Origin of the sequence: Cernens ardua, from assembly GCF_051251085.1 — a bacterium.
Lineage (GTDB): Bacteria > Pseudomonadota > Gammaproteobacteria > Pseudomonadales > Halomonadaceae > Cernens > Cernens ardua.
In genome coordinates this window covers 968,991-991,854 of sequence record NZ_JBPCZH010000001.1, presented here as the reverse complement: position 1 = coordinate 991,854, position 22,864 = coordinate 968,991, and the positions used below count along the sequence as shown (strand labels likewise).

Sequence of the window (22,864 nt, the reverse complement as noted above, 5' to 3'; positions counted from 1 at the left end):
AATGGGATAAATATGTACCTGTCCGGAGGTCATAAGAGTAACACGAAACCCTGAATGACATGGATGCACCTGTTATAAAATGGACGTCTTTATCATTCTTTTTTACCTGATGTATTTATATGATCCATGTTTCAACAGGGTATTTGTCGTATGTGAATGTTGTATGTGAATATCGTATTTGAAGCCGCTGGGCTCATGCATAAAAAAAGTGCCTGATGGGCAATGTCCATATGAACTACCTCTATGAGGCTCCTCCTGAATTCGCATGATCCTGTTTTGAGGGATAGCTTTTTAGTCAATGACTTCCTGTATAGCCTTCTTCTGCCCAGTAGTGGTATGAACAGTAATGGTACGAACGGTAGTTTTCATGGATAGTAGTTTTCACGAAAGTCGTTTTTTATAAATAGTGTTATGCACCGAGGGTTTATGACTTGGGGTTTTATGAACAGGAACAGAATTCCACGTGAATGCTGATTTTCATCGAGGGTTCCTCCTCACGCGCCACTGGCGGGATACCCCTCAGGGAGTCGTGGTGAGCGCCTGGTTGGCTACCGACTACGGCCCCGTTCACGTTGAACTCAAACCTGCCGAGTGTGTGGCTTTTATTCCCGAACACCAACTCTCACAGGCCGAGCCTCTCTTACAGTCATTTCAGGGGGGTTCGCTGCGTCCATTGACGTTGAAAAACTTCGAAGGCCAGACGGTAATGGGGCTTTACAGCCTTCGGTATCGCACCTTGCTGCAGGTGACTCGACAGTTGAAATCCGCCGGTGTTCGTGTTTACGAAGAGGATATACGCCCGGCGGATCGCTACCTGATGGAACGGGGAATTACGGCACCTGTTCGATTTATCGGGCACCGGTTATCTTCTGAGCGATGGAGCAATGTGCAGTTGCGGCCTGACCCCGATTATCGTCCCCCTTTAAGAATGGTATCGCTGGATATTGAAACCTCAGGAAAGGGTGAACTCTATTCGATTGGCGTTCAAGGGGGCAGTGAGCGCCATGTTTTTATGCTAGGGCCACCCAGTGGTGAACTGACGCGTCAGGATATGTCCCTGCATTATGGTGACACTCGTAAAGCTGTTATTGAATCCTTTGTCGAATGGCTTCAGGGCTATGATCCGGATGTTCTGATTGGCTGGAATGTGATTCAGTTTGATTTGCAAGTGCTGATCAAAGAGGCCAAAAGAGCTAATGTCCGGCTGGCCCTGGGGCGTGATGGCAGCGAGCCGGGGCTTCGAAAAGGCGGGGCGGGGGGTAAAAAAGTCTTTGCGGACATTGTTGGGCGTTTGGTCATTGATGGTATAGATGCCTTGAAAAGTGCGTTCTGGCACTTTCCGTCATTTAGTCTCGAAGCAGTGTCACAGACGTTATTGGGGGACGGCAAGGCGATTTCGACGCCCTATCAACGGTTGGACGAAATTCTGCGATTGTTTGCTGAAGACAAGGCCTCCCTTGCCATGTACAACCTGAAGGATTGTGAGCTGGTGACGCGGATTTTTGAACACACGGCGTTAATCACTTTTCTATTGGAACGGGCCAGTGTGACCGGGCTTGAAGCAGACAGAATGGGTGGTTCCGTTGCCGCTTTTTCTCATCTTTATTTACCGAAGATGCACCGTTTGGGCCGCGTTGCGCCGAGTGTAGGGGAGCAGGAAATCATGGCAAGCCCTGGTGGTTTTGTCATGGATTCGCGCCCCGGGCTTTATGATTCAGTGCTGGTGCTTGATTTCAAGAGCCTGTATCCCTCAATCATTCGCACCTTTTTGATTGATCCTGTTGGTTTGGTGGAAGGGCTGGCTACGGTACACGGCACGCAGAAGGCGGATGCAGGTCAGGAGGATCACGCCGAACTATCGATGACAACGGTCGAAGGGTACCGAGGGGCGCACTTTTCGCGTACGCATCATGCATTGCCTGCCATTATCGCGCAGTTATGGGAGGGGCGTGAAGAGGCCAAATCACAAGGTAATGTGCCTTTGTCGCAGGCACTGAAAATCATCATGAATGCATGTTATGGCGTGCTGGGCTCACCCTCTTGCCGTTTTTTCGATACGCGCCTGGCCTCTTCAATCACTTTGCGTGGACACGAAATCATTCAGCGAACCCGTGATTATATTGAAAGGCAGGGCGTCGATGTCATTTATGGTGACACGGATTCGGTATTTATCTGGCTAAAACGCCCGTACAGCGAAGAAGACGCGATGGTCTACGGCAAGGAACTGGTAAAGAAAGTCAATGCATGGTGGAAACAGACGCTGGCCGAAGAGCTTTGTGTGGAAAGTGTTTTGGAGCTTCAATATGAACGTCATTTCAGCCGTTTTTTAATGCCAACAATCAGGGGAACAAACGAAGGCAGCAAAAAACGTTATGCAGGGCTGGTGAAGCCACTTAACGCATCATCTGATGTCATTTTCAAAGGTCTGGAAACGGTGCGCAGTGACTGGACACCGCTGGCCCAACGCTTTCAACGTGAGCTCTATGCTCGAATATTCAAAAAACAGCCATATGTAGACTATGTCCGGGAATTCGTCGATCGTACCCGCCGCAGCGAATGGGAGGAGGACATGGTCTTCCGTAAGCGTATTCGGAGACCTCTATCCGAGTATAAACGCAATGTGCCACCTCAGGTCAGAGCAGCGATCATGGCGGATGAATACAATGTTGCCCATGGACGTCCTCAACAGTATCAACGCGGAGGCTGGATCAGTTATGTCATGACCGTCAATGGACCAGAGCCGCTGGAATGTCATTCTTCACCTCTGGATGTTGAATTGTATGTCATGCGCCAACTTAAACCTGTTGCTGACGGGATTTTACCATTTGTTGATGAGGACTTTGATACTCTCATCTCCGATCAAATCACGCTGTTGTAGCCTTATAGTTTTGCCGTCTTGTCGTGTTATAACCTTGTAGCTCTTGTTACCCAGTACTGAAGCGCACAGAATTTCCAATATCGTTGGATCCGTTAAGGCATTATTTTGCAAGTGGCACCAATATGGTTCATATGCATCAAAAAGAAGCGTACGCTTAGACTATCATTCGGATAACATCCAATTTTTGAAATGGCAATAAGGAATACATTATGAGCAATCCTATAGGCACACCCTCTTCATGGAAGTGGACACTTGGTATCGGCATCATCATGCTGATCATCGGTATTATCGCGATGGGGAATCTGGTCGCCACTACTGCTGTTTCCATCTACATTGTGGGAATTTTCATGTTGGTGGCAGGGGTGTTGCAGATCATTCATGGCTTTCAGCAACACAGCCATCGTGTTTTCTGGATTGTTGCCGGTCTTCTTTATGCCATAGCGGGCATATTGGCACTCAGCAATCCACTTGTATTTTCATCAGTCCTGACACTGTGGCTGGGAATCATGTTGATCTTTTCCGGTATTTCCCGATTATTCTCCCTGGGTGCGGTTCATAACAATCGAGGCTGGGTTATTGTCTCCAGTATCATTACGGCACTTCTGGGGATCATGCTGGTAGCGGGCTGGCCTGTCACTGGCCTCTGGGTTATCGGTATGTTCCTTGCATTTGACCTGCTCTTCCAGGGCATTAGCTTCATTCTGTTGGGATTATCCTTGAAGTCACGTTTCTGAAGCACAATGTCGTTATCTTCATGGGGCAGTTCAACGATCTAATCCTCTTGCGCACCCGTTTTCAGGTGTGAGTGCACGGGAGGGAGGTCGTAAGTGCTGTTGAATGCCTGATCGCATGCACGATTGTGTGAGATCAAGAGAATGCCTGGTGCGCATCGATTTCTGTGGGCAGGGGTGAGCTGGCATTTGTCTTGTATTTTCCCTGCTCACCTGATTCGCCCTAAAATTCTTTTGTTTGCTGCCGATAAAAGAGAGGCTGATAAGAAAGCATCCATAAGCGGGATTCAATGAAAGAGCAATGAAAGAGAAATGAAAGAGAAATGAAAGAGAGTAGACATGACATCGCCAGATACAGCAGATTCCACCCGGCTTATTGCCTTTCTACAGCAACACGCTGCTTTGGCTACGATAGTAGGGCAGCTCGCTTCGGATAAACAGTGGCAATTGACGACGGCTGAATCCTGTACCGGCGGCTGGGTTGCTGAGGCTATTACGGCAATCAGTGGCAGCTCTCAATGGTTTGAAACGGGCTACGTTACCTATTCCAATGCCACTAAACAACGTTTACTTGGTGTTAACGAATATGCTCTTGCAACCAAGGGAGCGGTAAGCGCCGAAGTGGTGGAGCAAATGGTCAAGGGGGCTTGTGAAGAAAGCGGTGCCGATCTGGGGGTTGCCATTAGCGGTATAGCAGGCCCAGGGGGAGGCTCGGTTGAAAAGCCCGTAGGCACAGTCTGGTTTGCCTGGGGCAATTGTTATCATCAGACATCCAGGAAATATCTTTTCGAAGGTGATCGCACAGGTATTCGTGCTCAGGCTGTATGCGTAGCTCTTCAAGGTTTCATTGAGTATTTGAAGCGCTGAAACAATGATTGGCAACATGAGGAAAATGGGGTTACAATGCTGTATATAAACACATGTATATAAACCCTGTTTCTCCTTCATCAGGATAACATCATGAAATGCACCGCTTGGCGACCGTAATAAGCGGTTAATGACAATAAGCGGTTGATGGCGCAGATAACAGCAATAGCTGATAGCTGATGCAAAATCGCCTGTTGCTATCGGCACAATGCGATAACGCTTTCAGGTATTCACTTTATCTCTCAAGTAGTTACTTTGTTTGTCAGGTAGTTACTTTATATAGTTTACGATCTTTTTATTACCGATCTTCATTACGGATATAGCACATGGCACAGGACGAAAATCGTAGCAAAGCGCTCAATGCGGCATTGTCGCAGATTGAAAAACAATTCGGCAAAGGTGCTGTCATGCGCATGGGAGAAGCGCCGCGTGTGACCATCCCTTCGGTTTCTACTGGCTCGCTTGGGCTGGATGTCGCGCTGGGAATCGGCGGCCTCCCGTATGGCCGTATTGTTGAAATTTACGGGCCTGAATCTTCTGGTAAAACCACGATTACTCTGTCCGTCATTGCACAGGCACAAAAGCAGGGTAAAACCTGTGCCTTCATTGATGCTGAGCATGCATTGGATCCCACCTACGCAGAAAAGTTGGGTGTCAATCTGGACGACCTGTTGATGTCTCAGCCAGACACTGGTGAACAGGCACTCGAAATCTGCGATATGCTGGTGCGTTCCGGTGGGGTAGACGTCATTATCGTTGACTCTGTAGCAGCACTAACACCACGTGCCGAAATCGAAGGCGAAATGGGTGATTCCCATGTGGGCTTGCAGGCACGTTTGATGTCTCAGGCACTGCGCAAGATTACCGGTCATATCAAGAGCGCCAACTGTCTGGTCATGTTTGTTAACCAGATTCGTATGAAAATCGGTGTCATGTTCGGTAGTCCCGAAACTACAACTGGCGGTAATGCGCTTAAATTTTATTCAAGTGTACGTTTGGACATTCGCCGTATCGGTTCAGTCAAGCAGGGCGATGAGGTTGTTGGTAATGAAACCCGCGTCAAAGTAGTGAAAAACAAGGTTGCACCTCCGTTCCGCCAGACAGAATTCCAGATCCTGTATGGACAGGGAATCTACCATGCCGGTGAGGTTGTGGATCTGGGTGTACAGTGTGGCCTGGTAGACAAGGCAGGTGCCTGGTACAGCTATAAGAACAACAAGATTGGTCAGGGGAAGGCTAATGCGGCGCAGTTCCTTACCGATAATCCCGAGATTATGGAAGAAATCGAGCAGCAGATTCGTGCTCAGCTATTGAATACGCCGAGTACGGAAGCGGAAGAGCAAGCCGATGTTGCTGATCCAGCTCTGAGCGAAGATCAGGATTCACTGCTGTAACGCTTTCGCCTTTCATTGTCGTGAAGGGAGATATGAGAGCTTTCAAAAAAGCGGCTTCACGACGAAATTAAAAAGCGTTGCCCAAAACGGAGTCTGTATGGCTCCGTTTTTGTATCTTTCTACCGCCCAAAGCATGCATTTTCATTTGTGGTCGTTTGGGTCTTGCTGTTTATTTTCAGACAGGGCGGCCTTTGATGAAGTTTTACAAGGTTAGCTCCGTCATCGTTTGATTGGTTGTTTCTTTTCTGAGAAACCGGACACAAAGCAAGTGGGACCAAATAGAGATAATGACGGATGAGGCATGAAGGCCACTATGTCTCTACGTAGATGTCTTGGATACAACAAGCGTCTGGACGGATAGGTCATGATGAAAAGATCATCGGAGGAGGTTAGATGAGTATAACAACGGAAAAGGATGAATTTTACCGGAATAATGATGTTAAAACCTCCCCGGAAGAGGATTTGTTTGTTACTGAATCAGCCCCAAGAAGAGCCTTGAGTGATGAGCGAGATCAGCCTTCTGCCTATGACCGAAGCATTATGCTGCTGGCACCGCGTGAACATTCGGTATTTGAACTAAAGCGAAAACTGAAAACGCATGCATATCCAGAGGCAGACATTGATGAAGCCATTGCGATGCTACAACGGGATGGGCTGCAATCGGATGAGCGTTTTTGCGAGATTTTTGTCAGGTCACGAAGTGCGAGGGGGCAGGGACCGATCAAGATAGAAGCCGGCCTGCGTGAGCGTGGTGTGTCATCAGCATTGATCTCAATGGCGATTGAAGCCGCCGAAGTTGATTGGCAAATTCTGGCACGAGAAGCGCTGGAGAAAAAATTCGGTCAGCCGCCTGCGTCATTGAAGGAAAAATCAAAACAGCTTCGATTCCTCGCGGCGCGTGGCTTTTCCGCAGAGCAAAGCTACGCGGCTTTGGCACAATTGACTTGAAGCCAACGAAGCGTCATCCCTTAGGTAGGCATGGGGGAAATGCCTTACGCCAACCCCGAATAGGGGCTCAGCATGGGGCTGTATAAGATTTTTTTTGCCGTGGGTGTTGTCTTGCCAAACGATCAATGTCATAACATCCCATTAATCATTGTGCGATCCCCCTTTATACGGTCAGTGCAACAGGTATACTATCGGTCTCTTTTATATTATCGGTCTTCTTTATCGTGTCGATAAGTGTCTGTTGTGGGATGTTAGGATTTAGTTACCCTTCAGCAATCGGTTCCCGCTTCTTCCACACTTCTGTCAGGGTCGATTCGGTTAGATACACACGATAGCGACCACACGAATCAACCATGGAATAACGATGAAAAGCGCAGAAATTCGCCAGGCATTTCAAGATTTTTTCGTAAGCAAAGGGCATACCCGTGTGCCTTCCAGCTCTTTGGTACCCAATAACGATCCAACACTGCTGTTCGTTAATGCCGGTATGGTGCCTTTCAAGGATGTATTTTTGGGTCAGGATAAACGTCCTTACTCACGCGCGACCTCTGTACAACGTTGTGTGCGTGCGGGCGGTAAGCATAATGATCTGGATAATGTGGGCTATACCGCGCGCCACCATACCTTCTTTGAAATGTTGGGCAATTTCAGTTTCGGCGATTATTTCAAACGTGAAGCTATCCACTTTGCGTGGGAATTCCTGACTGAAGTGCTCAAGCTGCCCAGGGAAAAATTATGGGTCACTGTTCACTATACAGATGATGAAGCGGCTAAGATCTGGATTGATGAAATTGGTGTTCCCGCTGACCGTGTAGCGCGTTTGGACGAAGACAACTTCTGGCAGATGGGCGATACCGGCCCTTGTGGCCCTAGCTCGGAAATCTTCTATGATCATGGGCCAGAGGTCGCTGGTGGCCCTCCGGGAACGCCAGAAGAGGACGGGGATCGCTATATCGAAATATGGAACCTCGTCTTCATGCAGTCCGAGCAGAATGCCGACGGTGAACTGCATCCTCTACCCAACCCTTCCATTGATACAGGGATGGGGCTGGAGCGTATTTCTGCCATTATGCAGGGCGTGCACTCCAACTACGATATTGATCTCTTCCAGAATCTTCTGAAAGCTGCGGCGCAGCTGACTGGGCAAAGTGAAATCAATCAGCCATCCTTGCGTGTTATCGCCGACCACATTCGCTCGTGTTCATTCCTGATCAGTGATGGAGTTTTGCCGAGCAATGAAGGGCGCGGTTATGTGCTACGTCGTATTATCCGTCGTGCCGTGCGTCATGGCCATAAACTGGGTGCACGAGAACCGTTCTTCTATAAGCTGGTCGATGCGCTGGACAAAGAGATGGGCGAGGCCTACCCAGAGCTTCACGATGCTCGTGAACAGATTGAACGTGTTCTTCTTAAAGAGGAAGAGCAGTTTGCTCGTACACTCGATAATGGCATGCGTTTGTTGGATAACGCCATCGAAAATCTGAAGGGCGATACTCTGGATGGTGAAACCATTTTCAAACTGTACGATACCTATGGTTTCCCCTATGACCTTACTGCTGATATCACACGTGAACGTGGTTTGAAACTGGATGAACCCGGTTTCCAGCGTGAGCTGAATGCCCAACGTGAACGTGCCCGTGCCGCTAGCCACTTTTCGACCAATGAAACGGTAGCACTGGATATAGAAGGGCAGACGACCTTCACCGGTTATGACCACCTGAAGGACAACGGCAAAGTTGTCGCTATCCTGAATGATCAGAATGAATCCATCGATATGCTGGCCTCGGGTCAGCATGCGACTGTGGTTCTGGACCGCACTCCCTTCTATGCCGAAGCGGGTGGCCAGGTGGGTGACCATGGTTGGATTACTACGGACAATGGGCGCTTCAAGGTCACGGATACACAGAAGCAGAAAGGTATTTATCTCCATCAGGGGGTAATGGAAGAAGGCGTGCTGAATGTCGCCGAAGCCATATCTGCTGAAGTAGATGACAGTCGCCGTGAGCATGTCATGGCAAACCACTCGGCAACGCACTTGCTGCACGAGGCATTGCGTCAGGTACTGGGTGGTCATGTTCAGCAGAAAGGCTCATTGGTTAACGATGAACGTCTTCGTTTCGATATCACCCATTTCGAGCCAATCACCGATGAGCAACTGGAACAGGTTGAGCGTATCGTTAATGAACAGATCCGTGCCAATACAGTGGTCACTACTCGTTTAATGACGCTGGATGAGGCCAAGGCTCTTGGTGCACGTGCCCTTTTCGAAGCCAAATACGGCGAGCAGGTGCGCGTATTGACCATGGGCACCGATGATTTCTCCATTGAGCTTTGCGGGGGGACCCACGTGGCTCGCACCGGTGATATCGGTGTCTGCCATATTGTGGCAGAAGCGGGTGTTGCCGCAGGAGTACGTCGTGTTGAAGCCTTGACCGGGCAGGCGGCACTTGACGAAATGAAACAGTCTCAAGTGCGTCTAAACGAGGCGGCAGCACTGCTGAAAACGCGTCCTGATCAGTTCGAACATCGTCTTGAAACGTTGGTACTCAGGAATGCCGAGTTGGAACAGGAACTTGAGCGATTCAAGGCCAAATTGGCGAGTCAGCAGAGCGCTGATCTATTGGCAGAAAAAGAAGAAGTTGCTGGCGTTTCCGTTCTGGTGAAACGTCTGGACGACGTCGCAGCCAAGGATCTTCGTGGCATGTTGGATCAGCTCAAGCAAAAACTGGGCTCGGGCATTATTGTTCTGGCCAGTGTCGCTGCGGGGGACAAGGTGAGCCTGATTGCAGGTGTTACTTCCGATTTGGTGAAGCGTGTCAAAGCGGGTGAGCTGGTGAACTATGTAGCCCAACAGGTAGACGGCAAAGGTGGTGGTCGTCCTGATATGGCACAGGCGGGTGGTTCCAATCCGGCAGCCCTGAATGGCGCTTTGCAGAGCGTCACTGGCTGGCTTGAAGAACAGTTGTCCTGATCGCCTACATACGTTCAGGAAGACATACACACTCTCATAGTAGGGATGAGACAAGGCATCATGGCGCTGTACGTACAAAAATTTGGTGGTACATCCGTAGGCTCTGTGGAGCGTATTCAGGCAGTTGCCGCCAAAGTAAAAAAATTTCGTGAACAAGGACATCAGGTCGTTGTAGTAGCATCCGCCATGAGTGGCGAGACAAACCGCCTGGTCGGGCTGGCAGAATCCATTAATGAAGAACCGAGCCCGCGTGAACTCGACATGCTGCTCTCAACGGGGGAGCAGGTGACGGTCTCCCTGCTGGCGATGGCGCTGCAAACTCTGGGTGTCGACGCTACCTCCTACACGGGGGCGCAGGTAGGTATCCATACGGATAGCGCACATACCCGTGCACGTATCCAAAAGATTGATACGGATGAAATACGTGGGCAGCTCGATAAAGGGCAAGTGGTCGTTGTTGCCGGCTTTCAGGGTGTCGACGACGAGGGCAACATTACTACGCTGGGGCGTGGTGGCTCTGATACAACCGCGGTGGCCTTGGCGGCTGCACTGAACGCCGATGAGTGTCAGATCTATACCGATGTTGATGGCGTCTATACGACAGACCCTCGTGTTTGCTCACGTGCGCGCCGTCTGGACACCATCACCGTTGAAGAAATGCTGGAGCTGGCAAGTTTGGGCTCCAAGGTGTTGCAGATTCGTTCTGTTGAATTTGCAGGAAAATACAATGTGCCGCTGCGAGTGCTCTCATCTTTTGAGGATGGCCCCGGTACACTGATAGTTGCAGAGGAAAACGCATTGTCACAGCATATGGAAGAAGCGCTGATTTCTGGGATTGCCTTCAATACGAACGAAGCCAAGCTGACTGTCTTGAATACACCGGATATTCCTGGTGTTGCCTCCAGGATACTGAGCCCTATCGCTGATGCGAACATTGAAGTGGATATGATTATCCAAAATGCATCCGCCAGTGGTGAGCAAACCGATTTCACCTTCACTGTAGCGAAAGGTGACTACAAAAAGGCGTATCGTATTCTGGAAGAGCAGGTTCTGACCGAATTGGGCGGTGAGGTCAAAGGTGATCTGGACATTGCCAAGGTCTCGCTGGTCGGCGTGGGGATGCGATCCCATTCAGGTATAGCGAGCAAAATGTTCCAGATTCTTTCACAGGAAGGCATTAATATTCGCTTGGTATCGACGTCTGAAATCAAGATTTCTGTCGTGATCGATGAAAAGTTTATCGAGCTGGCGGTGCGTGCGCTTCATACTGGATTTGGTCTTGATAAGGTAGATATCAGCGAAGAAGCTTAATCCTTGCATGAACACTGCCTGTCAGATATTTCACAGGGGCGCTTGCCATCGGTAAGCGCCCCTGATATTTGTTATCCTAAGCACCGTCCCAGTGTCATTTATTTCCCTTCCTTTTTTTCGTCAACGAGGCTGTCTTTCAGTCACGCATTACCCTGACGCATTTTGCCTGTTCTAACGTATATATCTGTATGAGTAATGATTGTCATTGCCCAATACCCCCACCCAATTTCTCCGGAATTACCAATAGGTTAGTCACTTGTATCAGCCTATATTGCAAATAGCATGTTTGCAGGGCATGCCCCACATCAGGCGGAAATTGATTCAAGGTATCTTTATATACTTCGCTATTGTGCTATTTTGAGCAGGGGAGAATGGATAGATAAAGCGGTAACTATCCATCTCTTTTCCTCTTTAAAGACTGTACTGAGCTTATTGAAAGATTGTAAAGAGTGAACCCATCAAGGCTTATGAAGTCCAAAGATGGGTGGTGTACCCGCCCATACTGGAATGCAGGTGAAGAACCCTCTTGCCATGATGACCCGGGGCGGCAAATTACAAGCAGCACCTGTGGCGGAATTCGGTTATCGATTGCCTTTAATCAGGGTTCTACTGCCCTTGGATCATGAATGATACTGACGCTTGGAGTCCTTTTACGAGGCGTTGGTGCTCATCATGTGTAGTTTTTACCTTTATGGCAGGTAATCCCTTTATCCGGGTAGTTATTGAGGGAAGATGATTCGCTAGGGCGTGGATGCCGGGGTTCATTTACCTGCTTGTACAGTTACCGACGACACTGGATGTCGAGTACGATATGGAGGTCATATGCTTATTTTGACGCGTCGTGTTGGTGAAACGTTAATGATTGGGGATCATGTCTCAGTCACTGTTCTGGGTGTAAAAGGGAATCAGGTTCGTATTGGTGTGAATGCTCCCAGGGAGGTAGCGGTTCACCGTGAGGAAATATTTCAACGTATCCAGGGTGAAGACTCTGCTCTTGATGAGAAAGAAAGTGGGTTGGAAAGTACATTCGCTGCTTCACAAAATCCAAAGAGCGATGACGACCAAGAAGAAGGAAGCAAGAGCACATGAATATGCGTATGAATGGAGGCATCGATTTAGGTGTTTCAATAAAATTATCCTGATGGGGTAGACATTTAGGCGCTGACGGGATAATATGCGCGCCGTGCTTTAGGAGAGGTGGCCGAGTGGCTGAAGGCGCTCCCCTGCTAAGGGAGTATAGGGTTTATAGCCCTATCGAGGGTTCGAATCCCTCTCTCTCCGCCATAGCACTTTCGCTTATTTTGTAATAAAGCTTTCGCTTTTTATAAAGTAAATGCAAAACATCACAATTCGATGATCATTCCAAGATCATATACGCGCCCGTAGCTCAGCTGGATAGAGTACTTGACTACGAATCAAGGGGTCAGAGGTTCGAATCCTCTCGGGCGCGCCATTCTGTAAGATCTCCCCGAACAAATACTTCTTTAGCTTTCCCTTTATTCCATTTTTTATTCTTGCGGTCTTCGCGGTGTTATTTTGCACATGGACTATTGATCGTGGGCGTATAGGGTGGTTGAAAGCGCTTGTTATATGAATGCTCGATAGGGTGACTGGAATTGGCGTGTTAATTCATTTGGTTTCCAAAAAATCCTTTACAAACGGTACATTAACCATGTACTATATGCACCGCAATTGAGGGCGAGCCAATCAAGCGCCCCATGTGACATGATATTCAATTGCCACTTCGATATGCGCCCGTAGCTCAGCTGGATAGAGTACTTGACTACGAATCAAGGGGTCAGAGGTTCGAATCCTCTCGGGCGCGCCATTTTTTAAAGTCCAGATTGCTCTATGCGGTCTGGACTTTTTTTATGTCTGCTTTTGGGCCATCCATCCATCAAGTATGAGCTATGGTGTTTCCATCGTTTCTTCAGGTGTTGTTACACTCGCTGAGTGATGTAGCGAATACGACGATGGCAATCGGCGAAAAGACAGGGGCGATCCAGCGGCCGCGATAAGAAGTAAAGCCATCCCATGCTGTCGGCCAGTAATGCAAAAGACATCCATTTTTCAGGTAAAGGAAATCCTGCCCGGTTAAAAGCATCCCGAAGCGGGATGATAAACGTGTCTTGGTTGAGTGCCTGGATACGTAGCAAATTCCCCAAATCCGTTAGAAGGGAACCAAACGAGGCAAATTCCCAGTCTACCAATGCGGTAAGGTGTGTTTGAGTATCCCCCTGAGATACCAATAGATTTGATCCGCCGAAATCGCCATGTGCAATGCCATCCAGATGTACATAATCCTCAAGGCAGGAAGCGTAATGTTTCATTGCCTTTTCCAATGTATGCCGAAGGCTTTTATCCAGACGCTGTTTTACCCAAGTATTGGCCAACAGCGCGTCCATTGCCTCAGGCAATTGGGTTATGGACGATTGGGGAAGCTGGATGGGGCAGGATTCTTTTAGCTGAATACGGATGATACAGTTTTCGGCGATACTTTTTGCAAGGGCGCAACTATCAAAGGATGACCGTAGGGCTTGTGAGAGGGGCATGCCATCACGCCATTCCAGTATTTCCCACGGGTAGCCCAAGACGCTGTCTGGTTCATAATGCAAAAGAGCGGGAGCCAGCGATGCCTCAGTCAGCCATGCCAACAACCGTGCTTCCCGCCTGAAAGCGTCATGGTCGCGCGCGCTGACACGTAATACTCCTCTTTCAATCGTGGCCCCTGATGGTCCTTCTTGTGGCTTCTCTTGTAGATCCCCTGACGGCTCCGGTTGTTCCCAGCGAAGAGCCCAACTTCCATTTGCAAGCCCATCGGGTAACGCGGAATAGGCGCTCAATTCCCCACGGGGAGAATATTGCTTAAGACACCCCTCGATTTGCACCTGATCAAGCTCAGGCGCTGCTGTTGGCCGTTCCCACAGGGTTCTGTCTATCTCGGAATGGTCCTGGTGGCTCATAGGGGAATTGTCTTGTTGCTGAGGGATATGGGGTGCACGCGTAGACATTCAGTCTTCGCATGGGTTTGAACATCAATGAATAACGTTTTTGTATATAGTTTGTGCTGCAAGTGTACTACTGAAAAGTGACGCTGTTTAGTAATCCGAGACATTCAATGCATGTTTATCCAAATGACGATAACGTGGGAAAAATATCGTTACAGGCTTTTTGGGCGTCCGGTTAACAACAGGGAGAAGCATTCTTACAACCATGTACCCATACAGGATATTCCGTGATCAATAATCATGGCTGGAAGAAGGCAGGCATGGACAAACCCACCATCACGTATGATTCATGGATATTCGTGAGGCGAAAGGTGATGGTCACGATGAGCGAGGTGAATGTGCACTTTTCTCCAACGCATGAAGGAACTCAGGCAAATCCTTGATGCGTTTAAGGGTTAGAAAGTGATCATGTGCTTCTACGTTATGCTGCCGCATAATAGCCATCCACTGTTTCAGTAAAGACACGATTACCTTGTCGAGCGCTTCTGCTGACAAGGCTTCCGCAAACTTTATCAGTATTGCGGCTCTCTGCCTCCAGCGTGTTTCAGGTAACCGTTCTCCGTACTCTACCCAATGTTTTATGCGTTGGGCCAACCACGGATCGGCCAGTAAACCACGACCAATCATGACATCCTGACAACCCGACAGAGTGCGAGCCTTCCAGTAATCTTCCAATGTCCAAATATCACCATTAACGATCACGGGAATACTCACGTGGCGTCTGATATCTGCGACCCACTCCCAGTGTGCTGGTGGTTGATATCCCTCGCGTTTGGTTCGTGCATGGACGGTTAAATGATCTGCACCCGCTGAAACGGCAGCTTCGGCACAGGCAACGGCCAGCTGCTTATTATTAAAGCCCAGCCTGAGCTTGGCACTCACAGGAATGTCAACGGCGTCTGTAATACCCTTCAGGGCGGTATATACGTGTTCAGGATTCTGTAACAACATGGCACCCCCACCATGCCGATTCACCAGTTTTGCCGGGCAGCCAAAATTGATATCAAGATGCGTTGCGCCACACTTGACCGCCTGTTGGGCATTCTGCCCAAGTGCCTTTGGATCTGAACCCAATAACTGGAGTGTCACAGGCGTTCCGTTTTCCGTTATCGAACCCTGTTTGAGCTCGGGGCAAATGCGGGTAAATACGCGAGCGGGCAGGCGAGCATCCACGACCCGGACAAATTCAGTCACGATCCAGTCCAACCCCGGAATCTGACTCAGGAGATGGCGCGTGTGAACATCGATCACACCCTCCATCGGCGCCAATCCGATTCGTGCGGGTTGATCAGGGCGTGCGGAGAATGTCATCAGCGTTGTTTGGACCTTGTATGAGGCAGGAAGTGGATGAATCAATCGGCGTACCGTTGAGGGGGGGCATATTATAGGGCTTGAAACATTATTCTGTAAGGCATCTTTTGCCCATAATGTAATTATTGCACTAACTGCGTTGCCTTGTTGTTATAGAGGCTGTTGTTATATGGACTGTTGCTATATGGACTGTTATATGAGCAGTCTTTATATGAATGGCCATTATATGAGTTGTTGCTATACAAATTGTTGTTGCATGAAAAAGGTTGTATGGAAGAGTTAGTTGTATGGAATAGTTAAATGAAAAGGCCGTAAGGAAAGTTGATTGTAGGGGGAGTGGGTTGAACAGGAAGCAGTTGCAGGGGGGGATTGAGAGAGGTCCTCGCCTGATTTTAAATGCCAAACGTATATTGAATGAGCGTTAAGTATTGAGTTTTGCCTTGATCACACTCATATATAAAGATAGACACATAACAGAATGATACTCCGGATATGCCTGGACGTTGATTACCGGTTTTTATGTTTAAGCATTTTGGTATCACGCAAGGTTATCCTGATGGCTGTTTTCCCTGACTAATAAACGAAATGAGAAAAGCCAGCCATTCCCCTGCAATAGCATGGGGTGGTGGGCAATGTGATCCTTGAAAGACGAGGCATACGGGTAGGTTATTGGACAATTCGCTATCGATCATGATCGTAGGTGTTTTGAAATAATGTGTTCCCAGCATAGTATGCAAAAAAGGATCACCCCTATTGATGATCACGTTCGAGCAAAGAATGTGGTTCCAACGGAATAAGAGGGCATATGGAATTCAAGGATTACTATGCTGTTCTTGGTGTCGCAGAAGATGCCGATACCAAGGATATCAAGAAAGCGTATCGTAAATTGGCGCGCAAATATCATCCCGATGTGAGCAAAGAGGCGAATGCCGAAGAGAAATTCAAAGAGATTGGTGAAGCCTACGATGTCCTGAGTGATTCTGAAAAACGCGCTGAATATGACCAGCTGAAACGCTATGGCAACCGAGGTGGCGAGCAATTCCAGAGGCCGCCGAATTGGGAATCGGCCGGTGCGGGGCAGGGTGGATTTACTGGCGGTGCAGAAGATTTTTCCGACTTCTTCGAGTCCGTTTTTGGCGGTCGTGGTGGCCGTGCTGGTGCGCGAGGATTCGGCGGAGGAGGTTTTGGTGCCGAAGACTTTGGGTCAGCCGGATTCGGTGGTGGAGGGTTTGGCTCTCAATCTCGCTCACAGGCCGGGCAGGATGTCGAGCTTGAGCTACCGGTCTTTCTGGAAGAAGTGGTTTCCAATGAACCCAAAGAGGTGCGCTTCACGCTACGAACACAAGATGAACAGGGGCGCCCCAAGGATATAGAAAAAAGCCTCAAGGTTCGTGTGCCCAAAGGTGTCAGCGATGGTGAGCGTGTTCGCCTAAAAGGGCAGGGTGGCCCTGGTATCAACGGTGGTGAGGCGGGCGACCTTTATCTCAAGGTCAAGTTTGCTCCGCATCCCGTGTTCGACGTTAATGAGCATGATTTGATTTTGACCGTGCCGTTGGCACCCTGGGAAGCGGCATTGGGAACCAAGGTAGAAATTCCGACGTTGAGTGGTCACCTGCAATTGACTATTCCTCCCAATAGTCGCTCCGGGGCGCGGATGCGTTTGAAAGGAAAAGGATTACCGGGGCGCAAAGGGGATGGCGATCTTTATGCACAGCTGAAGATTGTGTTGCCTGAACGTGGTGCTGAAGGGGATGAAGAGGCCTGGAAGTCGCTGGCTGAACATCACAAGCACTTCAACCCACGTGAAAAATGGAGTTAATGGTCATGGCTTTTACATCTACAGATTTTACAACCTCAGTAGAGCGGGTTGATTTCGATGAGTTACGTCGCCGCACTGCGGTACCCAGCGCTACCCTCATTACTATCGTGGAGCACGGTATCATTGAGCCTGTCGGACACGAACCAGAACAGTGGACATTCGGTGTGGACGCTGTGGTAGTGGTACGTCGGGTGCTAAGGTTACGGCATGAGCTGGAGCTGGATTGGCAAGGGGCAGCGTTGGCCGATGAGTTGATCGAGGAGAACCGGCGCCTACGTATCGCCAATGAACGCCTGGAGCAACGTTTGTCCCGCTGGGTGGATTTATCCTCTGAATGAGAGGGTGCATGGTGCTTCTGATGCTATTGGAGCGAGGTTCCACCAGCGGTAGACGGAACCCACTAAGCTTATGAGTCAGGGGCCTTACCCGTATCAGGTATCGAAAAGCTCGAGGCAAAATGCTCGGGCTTTTTTACGTTTGGCCAGGGATATTACTCCAGCAATACGGCCGGTTGGTTTAATTCCAGATTGAGATCATTAATATCCATTGGCGTATCGCTGGGCCAAACGAGCTGTAAGGTAGCCCCTTGGGCCTGATAATCAACGGTGTTAATGATACCGCCGTGACGTTCGATCCAGCGTCTGGCGGTATATTCGTCGCTGAAATCTGTCAGGAGTTGTTTTTCTTCCCGGCGGACAAAAGGCACAAGGGGTAGTGTCTCAAGCGCCATCAGGGCTGCTTTGGTATAGGCACGCACAAGGCCGCCTGTGCCCAGTTTGATCCCGCCAAAATAGCGAATGACAACACAGCCTACCTGCCCCAGACCACTTCCTTCCAGCACCTGGTAAATGGGCCGTCCGGCGGTACCTCCGGGTTCACCATCGTCCGAGAAGCCAATAGCGGTTTGCTCCCCCGGAGGGCCTGCGATGAACGCACTGCAGTGATGGCGCGCATCAGCGTAATGTTCACGTGCCAAATGAAGCAGTGCATGAGCTTCTTCTACTGATTCACAACGCGCCACCCAGGCAATGAAATGGCTTTTATTGACTTCAAATGCTGCGGTATGCGGGGTTTCCACTGTTGCCCGGGGAACGTCAAATCGGTAAAGGGTACTCATCAAGCGGCCTGTGCAGGACGGCGCGCCACTCCCATTACCAGACCCAGCACCTGAATATCCCCATTTTTCAGATAAATGGGGCGCATGGATTGATTGGCAGGCTGAAGGCGAACGCCCGTCTTTTCGATATAAAGTTTCTTGAGGGTGACTTCCTGATTATTGATCAGGACGACAGCCGTTTCACCATTTTCGGCGGACTCTGTCTTTTCAATGATAATGATATCACCATCGAAGATGTTACAGTCGATCATCGAGTTGCCGCGCACTTTCAGGGCATAGGTATTTCGACGCACGAGCTCTGAGGGGACGGCAATACGTTCTTCATTCAGGCAGGCTTCAATGGGCATACCCGCCGATATCGTTCCCAATAACGGGATATCCGTCAATGTTTGGGCATCTATAGGGCACCATGCCTCAGCATTCAGGGGGACATTCTTTTTGCGGTTATAAAAAAGAGACTCAGTTGCCATGTTCATCAGATTCTCCATAAGGTGTAAACACTAAACCGGCGTCAAAAGCGCTGCGATTTACTGAAACCGTGTCCTGGCGGGGCAAATGACATGAATAACGAGTGCAGTGAGTGCCTGACACGATGCTGGAGCACGCTGGTAGAAAGAAGCATGCTGACAGGAATGACATGCTATGACGATCCTGTTTGAGATACAGAGTACTGTATGGGTAAACAGTTGTCGAGAACGTAAAAGTAAAAATTATGGGCGCTGGTTCCACGCAACTATCTTCATCGGCATTAAAGTCCTTATATATGAAAACGTTATGTTTTCTTTGGACGAAAAAAGCCTCTTTGAAAACATTCACAAAAATCATGGTCAACGTGCAGGATGTGAGAGGGTTCTGGAAAAGTCTGTTTTGGATAGGTGCCCATACCTACAAGTTCACGTCGTTGAAAGTAATCGTCCAGGCGACTTTGCTGAGTGATGACGTATGTATTTCATCAAGTATTAGCGAAATATAATCTTTTTTAAGTTAATGGCGCCTTGTGCATTTACATCGGGTAGAGAGCCGAGAAGAATAGGCGTATTATTGGCAGCCAATTTGAATTTATCCTGTTTTGAATCTGTTAGCTGTTGCCATGGTAGTTCATGTTTGGTGAGGTTTACCTGCTTTCATCATGCAGTGTGTGCATCTCGCAAAGTTCTGATACTGAGCTCCCTCTGTATGACTCAGCCTTTTTCCAGTGGAGTTTACCTTTTGACCGTGCATTTTCGTGCTGAGTCGTTGGGGTGTGAACGTGATGACCGTCCTCTTTTTACTGATCTGAATTTTACATTCGAATCAGGGCAGTTGTTATGGATCGAAGGGCCCAACGGAAGCGGTAAAACTACCCTGCTGAAAATCCTGAGTGGGCAATTTGCCGACTATCAGGGCACGTTGTTCTGGAAAGGAAAGCCGCTGAATCGCTACGCACAGGCACTGAAAAGTGACCTCCTTTATTTGGGCCATCACTCTGGTGTTAAAGGGGTATTGAGCCCGCTGGAAAACCTCGAGTGGTATCAGGCCCTTGGTGAACACAATCCATCCACGGCTGAAGCACTGCGCTGGCAGGCACTGGAAAAAGTGGGGCTTTTGGGGTTTGAAGAAGTGCCAGTTGAGCGGTTGTCAGCTGGGCAGCAGCGCCGTGTGGCTCTGGCGCGTTTGCACCTTGAGGAAAAGGCCTTGTGGATACTGGATGAGCCCTTCACGGCAATCGATATCCATGGGGTGGCGTTGTTGGAACGCTGGATTGCAGAGCACCGCGATAAGGGGGGGGCTGTGTTGGTTACAACACACCATCCTCTGGGGCTGGATGAACGAGTGGAACGGATACGGCTTGATGGACGAGGTGGACATACACTGGAAAACAGCCATTCCGTTCAGATTCGAGTAGGGGAGGCGCACTGAATGTCCACCTCCGAACCTCGAATGGGGCTCAGGCAAGCGTTTATTGCTGTGTTGAAGCGTGAGTTACTCCTCCGTTTTCGTCATCATCAGGATCTGGTCGGGCCTCTGCTGTTTTTTGTACTGGTGGTTATCCTGTTTCCATTGGGATTGGGGCCAGATTCTCATCAATTGAGGAATATTGCGCCTGGGCTCTTATGGGTAGCCGCCTTGCTCGCCATGTTGCTTTCACTTGATGGACTGTTCCGTTCGGACCATGAAGATGGCACGTTGGAGCAGCTATTGTTGTCGGCGCATCCGGTTGCGCCGCTGGTACTGGCAAAGGTGATAGCCCACTGGCTGGTAACAGGTTTTGTACTGGCGATTTTCTCACCCATATTCGGCAGTATGTTGGGATTGCCTTTCACTGATGGCTGGGCGTTGGTGGTAACGCTATTGCTGGGAAGTGCCACGCTCAGTTTGGTTGGGGCCATTGCGGCTGCGTTAACGTTAGGCATCAAACGGGGCGGTCTTTTACTTTCCCTCATGGTATTACCCCTTTATATCCCTGTACTGATATTTGGCGCGGGAGCCGCACAGTTGGCGATCGAGAATGTACCTATTGGGCCGCAATTGGCGATAATGGGGGCCATGTTTGCGATTGCGTTGGGGCTGGCTCCCTGGGCGACTTCCGCCTCATTGAGGCTAACGCTTGCCGATTGACAAGAGCGTATTTGTAGAAATTGATTCATAGAAAAAGGTATCGCATTGCTGTCGAGAGCGCTGCATGCCGAAGAAATAAAAGTGGAAAATAAAAAATTGCGGGCCGCAGCAGGCAACGCAAGAGACAAATCAATCCTTATAATGACCAGGATTGATAAAACGTGAAACTGGCAGCGCAGGATATGATGGTCGATGTGGCAATTCATACATAAATGGGGCTCTCCCAAATGGTTTTATACGAAAACGGGCCCCTGGTTACCGTGGTTGTGGGGAGCGTCCCTGATAACTATCCTGATCGGAAGTGTATGGGGGTTAGCGATCGCCCCACCTGATCGTTATCAGCACGATTCCGAACGCATACTTTATGTTCATGTGCCAACAGCGATGCTGGCGCAGTCCTGTTTTGCCGTAATGGCGGTCGCTGCGGTTATTTATCTGGTCTGGAAGATCAAACTGGCTGATGTTGCTGCCTACGTTGTCGCACCTTTTGGCGCCACGATGACATTCGCGGCCCTTTTCTCCGGCTCGGTGTGGGGTATTCCTACTTGGGGAACCTGGTGGGTATGGGATGCCCGGTTGACCTCCATGCTGATCCAGCTCTTCATTTATTTGGGAATTATCGGGCTTCGTGCCAGCTTTGCGAGCCGTGATAGTGGTGCCAAGGCGGCTGCCATTCTGACGCTAGTGGGGGTCGTCAACCTTCCGATCATCAAATATTCGGTTGTCTGGTGGAATACATTGCATCAGACCGATACTTTCAGCCTTACTCACAAGCCTGATATGCCTGCTTCGATGTGGTTACCTCTGTTGTTTACCATGCTGGGGTTCTATTTCTTCTTTGCGGCACTGACACTGACACGCATGCGCAATCAGATATTGAAGCGTGAATACCGGTCCCGTTGGGTGCGTGAGATTACTCTGCCCACAGAGAAGGGAGGAGCATGATGACCATTTACTTCAGCAGCCTCTCTGCCTTTTTGGACATGAATGGTTACGCGCCCTATGTTTGGCCGGCCTGGGGTATGGTATTGGGGCTATTACTTATTCAGGTTGTCATGGCGAAGCGGGAGCGGCGCCGTATTTTGACTGAAATCCGTCGTCTGGAGCGTCGCAAGAAGGCACAGCAGCGAATGGATACCTGAGTTGGATCGATATCACCAATGTTCGTGGAAGACAGGATGATAAGCTTTATGAGCACATTAAGGGCGCCACGAGCACTTTAAGAACACCGGATCGTATGTAAAAAGTCTGTACGATAAACACTGTATGACGAACACCACACGGTTATTCACCTACATACGTTACCGACACAACCACAGGGAAAGGGTATGAATCCCAAGCGGCGTCAACGACTTTTATTGGTAATCGGGCTGGTAGTTTTAGCTGCTGTCGCAATCGGATTAACACTGTATGCCTTGCGTTCCAATCTGAATCTATTTTATACACCCAAACAGATTGTAGCCGGACAGGCGCCCGTGGGGCGGACATTACGGGCGGGTGGCGTAGTACGCTTCAACAGTATCGAGCATTCGGCTCAGGGGGTGGATGTCAGTTTTGTCATTACCGACTTCGATGCCAATGTCAAAGTAGATTTCGATGGCATATTACCGGATCTCTTTCGTGAGGGATCGGGTGTAGTTGTGGTAGGTAAGCTTGAGCCTAATGGTGTTATCAATGCCTCGCAGGTGCTTGCCAAGCATGATGAAAAATACACACCGCCTGAGGTAGCTTCTGCACTGAAACAGGGCGGTCAGATTCCTGAAAAATACCGACTGCAAATGGATGCAGGATTTTCACCTCAGGCCATCAGAGGGGTTGCCCGAGTCGGTAATCTGGGGTCCGCGACCAACTCGGCACAGTGATAATGGATTTCAGGTGAGGTATGGATGCGTTTCTGAAGCGGTATGACGT

18 protein-coding genes, 3 tRNA genes and 1 pseudogene are annotated in these 22,864 nt (G+C 49.3%); 18 read left to right on the top strand and 4 right to left on the bottom strand.

Going from position 1 to position 22,864, the window contains the following annotated elements; all coding sequences use genetic code 11:
- Nucleotides 1-463 precede the first annotated feature (463 nt).
- From LMG33818_RS04220 to LMG33818_RS04170, 11 genes and pseudogenes are all read left to right on the top strand, one after another.
- A complete protein-coding gene (locus LMG33818_RS04220) occupies nt 464-2,878 on the top strand; it encodes a DNA polymerase II (RefSeq protein WP_442322091.1) in 2,415 nt (804 codons plus the stop codon).
- 209 nt (nt 2,879-3,087) lie between these two features.
- On the top strand, nt 3,088-3,612 hold the full coding sequence (locus tag LMG33818_RS04215; RefSeq protein ID WP_442322090.1) for an HdeD family acid-resistance protein: 525 nt from the start codon (nt 3,088-3,090) through the stop codon (nt 3,610-3,612).
- A 336-nt stretch (nt 3,613-3,948) separates the two neighbouring features.
- Nucleotides 3,949-4,476, top strand: coding sequence for a CinA family protein (locus tag LMG33818_RS04210; RefSeq protein ID WP_442322089.1), 528 nt, complete (start codon nt 3,949-3,951; stop codon nt 4,474-4,476).
- 326 nt (nt 4,477-4,802) lie between these two features.
- Nucleotides 4,803-5,870: a recombinase RecA gene (gene recA / locus LMG33818_RS04205; protein ID WP_442322088.1), complete on the top strand. Its 1,068-nt coding sequence runs from the start codon at nt 4,803-4,805 to the stop codon at nt 5,868-5,870.
- 393 nt (nt 5,871-6,263) lie between these two features.
- On the top strand, nt 6,264-6,818 hold the full coding sequence (locus tag LMG33818_RS04200; protein ID WP_442322087.1) for a regulatory protein RecX: 555 nt from the start codon (nt 6,264-6,266) through the stop codon (nt 6,816-6,818).
- 364 nt (nt 6,819-7,182) lie between these two features.
- A complete protein-coding gene (gene alaS, locus LMG33818_RS04195; protein ID WP_442322086.1) occupies nt 7,183-9,789 on the top strand; it encodes an alanine--tRNA ligase in 2,607 nt (868 codons plus the stop codon).
- Nucleotides 9,790-9,849: 60 nt separating this feature from the next.
- The gene (locus LMG33818_RS04190) at nt 9,850-11,100 is read left to right on the top strand and encodes an aspartate kinase (protein WP_442322085.1); all 1,251 of its coding nucleotides are present in this window, start codon (nt 9,850-9,852) and stop codon (nt 11,098-11,100) included.
- A gap of 822 nt (nt 11,101-11,922) precedes the next feature.
- Nucleotides 11,923-12,090: pseudogene (csrA, locus tag LMG33818_RS04185) on the top strand (carbon storage regulator CsrA); the annotation flags it as partial.
- Between the two features lie 201 nt (nt 12,091-12,291).
- Nucleotides 12,292-12,384: transfer RNA gene (locus tag LMG33818_RS04180), tRNA-Ser, on the top strand.
- Between the two features lie 92 nt (nt 12,385-12,476).
- A tRNA-Arg gene (locus LMG33818_RS04175) sits at nt 12,477-12,553 on the top strand.
- Between the two features lie 298 nt (nt 12,554-12,851).
- Nucleotides 12,852-12,928: transfer RNA gene (locus LMG33818_RS04170), tRNA-Arg, on the top strand.
- A gap of 112 nt (nt 12,929-13,040) precedes the next feature.
- Here LMG33818_RS04170 and LMG33818_RS04165 read toward each other — a convergent pair.
- Together LMG33818_RS04165 and LMG33818_RS04160 are read right to left on the bottom strand one after the other, a co-directional pair.
- Entirely contained in the window at nt 13,041-14,063 is a 1,023-nt protein-coding gene (locus LMG33818_RS04165) for a phosphotransferase family protein (protein ID WP_442322084.1), read from the bottom strand.
- A 363-nt stretch (nt 14,064-14,426) separates the two neighbouring features.
- Nucleotides 14,427-15,368, bottom strand: a complete 942-nt coding sequence (locus tag LMG33818_RS04160; protein ID WP_442322183.1) for a tRNA dihydrouridine synthase — start codon at nt 15,366-15,368, stop codon at nt 14,427-14,429.
- Between the two features lie 856 nt (nt 15,369-16,224).
- Here LMG33818_RS04160 and LMG33818_RS04155 point away from each other — a divergent pair.
- Nucleotides 16,225-17,238, top strand: a complete 1,014-nt coding sequence (locus tag LMG33818_RS04155; protein ID WP_442322083.1) for a DnaJ C-terminal domain-containing protein — start codon at nt 16,225-16,227, stop codon at nt 17,236-17,238.
- A gap of 5 nt (nt 17,239-17,243) precedes the next feature.
- Nucleotides 17,244-17,576 (top strand): chaperone modulator CbpM, encoded by a 333-nt coding sequence (locus LMG33818_RS04150; protein ID WP_442322082.1) that lies wholly within the window; start codon nt 17,244-17,246, stop codon nt 17,574-17,576.
- Nucleotides 17,577-17,728: 152 nt separating this feature from the next.
- Here the strand turns inward: LMG33818_RS04150 and LMG33818_RS04145 are convergent, their stop codons facing one another.
- Together LMG33818_RS04145 and LMG33818_RS04140 are read right to left on the bottom strand one after the other, a co-directional pair.
- Complete coding sequence (locus tag LMG33818_RS04145) at nt 17,729-18,355, bottom strand: IMPACT family protein (RefSeq protein WP_442322081.1); 627 nt, start codon at nt 18,353-18,355, stop codon at nt 17,729-17,731.
- The gene (locus LMG33818_RS04140) at nt 18,355-18,831 is read right to left on the bottom strand and encodes a LexA family protein (RefSeq protein ID WP_442322080.1); all 477 of its coding nucleotides are present in this window, start codon (nt 18,829-18,831) and stop codon (nt 18,355-18,357) included. The genes LMG33818_RS04145 and LMG33818_RS04140 overlap by 1 nt, the downstream gene beginning before the upstream one ends.
- Before the next feature lie 739 nt (nt 18,832-19,570).
- Between LMG33818_RS04140 and ccmA the strand changes: the two genes are divergently transcribed.
- The 5 genes from ccmA (at nt 19,571) to ccmE (ending at nt 22,815) form a co-directional block, all read left to right on the top strand.
- Nucleotides 19,571-20,254, top strand: a complete 684-nt coding sequence (gene ccmA, locus LMG33818_RS04135; protein WP_442322182.1) for a cytochrome c biogenesis heme-transporting ATPase CcmA — start codon at nt 19,571-19,573, stop codon at nt 20,252-20,254.
- Nucleotides 20,255-20,953, top strand: a complete 699-nt coding sequence (gene ccmB, locus LMG33818_RS04130; RefSeq protein WP_442322079.1) for a heme exporter protein CcmB — start codon at nt 20,255-20,257, stop codon at nt 20,951-20,953.
- A 192-nt stretch (nt 20,954-21,145) separates the two neighbouring features.
- Nucleotides 21,146-21,898, top strand: a complete 753-nt coding sequence (locus LMG33818_RS04125; protein ID WP_442322078.1) for a heme ABC transporter permease — start codon at nt 21,146-21,148, stop codon at nt 21,896-21,898.
- Complete coding sequence (ccmD, locus tag LMG33818_RS04120; RefSeq protein WP_442322077.1) at nt 21,895-22,095, top strand: heme exporter protein CcmD; 201 nt, start codon at nt 21,895-21,897, stop codon at nt 22,093-22,095. The genes LMG33818_RS04125 and ccmD overlap by 4 nt, the downstream gene beginning before the upstream one ends.
- Before the next feature lie 186 nt (nt 22,096-22,281).
- Nucleotides 22,282-22,815 carry a cytochrome c maturation protein CcmE gene (gene ccmE / locus LMG33818_RS04115; RefSeq protein WP_442322076.1) on the top strand — a complete coding sequence of 178 codons (534 nt, stop codon included), beginning with the start codon at nt 22,282-22,284 and terminating at the stop codon, nt 22,813-22,815.
- Nucleotides 22,816-22,864: the final 49 nt, after the last annotated feature.

What these genes read in the sequence shown, in the direction of transcription:
- LMG33818_RS04215 (WP_442322090.1), top strand. Translation starts at nt 3,088, where the DNA reads ATGAGCAATCCTATAGGCACACCCTCTTCATGGAAGTGGACACTTGGT.
- LMG33818_RS04210 (WP_442322089.1), top strand. Translation starts at nt 3,949, where the DNA reads ATGACATCGCCAGATACAGCAGATTCCACCCGGCTTATTGCCTTTCTA.
- recA (WP_442322088.1), top strand. Translation starts at nt 4,803, where the DNA reads ATGGCACAGGACGAAAATCGTAGCAAAGCGCTCAATGCGGCATTGTCG.
- LMG33818_RS04200 (WP_442322087.1), top strand. Translation starts at nt 6,264, where the DNA reads ATGAGTATAACAACGGAAAAGGATGAATTTTACCGGAATAATGATGTT.
- alaS (WP_442322086.1), top strand. Translation starts at nt 7,183, where the DNA reads ATGAAAAGCGCAGAAATTCGCCAGGCATTTCAAGATTTTTTCGTAAGC.
- LMG33818_RS04190 (WP_442322085.1), top strand. Translation starts at nt 9,850, where the DNA reads ATGGCGCTGTACGTACAAAAATTTGGTGGTACATCCGTAGGCTCTGTG.
- LMG33818_RS04165 (WP_442322084.1), bottom strand. Translation starts at nt 14,063, where the DNA reads ATGAGCCACCAGGACCATTCCGAGATAGACAGAACCCTGTGGGAACGG.
- LMG33818_RS04160 (WP_442322183.1), bottom strand. Translation starts at nt 15,368, where the DNA reads ATGGAGGGTGTGATCGATGTTCACACGCGCCATCTCCTGAGTCAGATT.
- LMG33818_RS04155 (WP_442322083.1), top strand. Translation starts at nt 16,225, where the DNA reads ATGGAATTCAAGGATTACTATGCTGTTCTTGGTGTCGCAGAAGATGCC.
- LMG33818_RS04150 (WP_442322082.1), top strand. Translation starts at nt 17,244, where the DNA reads ATGGCTTTTACATCTACAGATTTTACAACCTCAGTAGAGCGGGTTGAT.
- LMG33818_RS04145 (WP_442322081.1), bottom strand. Translation starts at nt 18,355, where the DNA reads ATGAGTACCCTTTACCGATTTGACGTTCCCCGGGCAACAGTGGAAACC.
- LMG33818_RS04140 (WP_442322080.1), bottom strand. Translation starts at nt 18,831, where the DNA reads ATGAACATGGCAACTGAGTCTCTTTTTTATAACCGCAAAAAGAATGTC.
- ccmB (WP_442322079.1), top strand. Translation starts at nt 20,255, where the DNA reads ATGTCCACCTCCGAACCTCGAATGGGGCTCAGGCAAGCGTTTATTGCT.
- LMG33818_RS04125 (WP_442322078.1), top strand. Translation starts at nt 21,146, where the DNA reads ATGTGGCAATTCATACATAAATGGGGCTCTCCCAAATGGTTTTATACG.
- ccmD (WP_442322077.1), top strand. Translation starts at nt 21,895, where the DNA reads ATGATGACCATTTACTTCAGCAGCCTCTCTGCCTTTTTGGACATGAAT.
- ccmE (WP_442322076.1), top strand. Translation starts at nt 22,282, where the DNA reads ATGAATCCCAAGCGGCGTCAACGACTTTTATTGGTAATCGGGCTGGTA.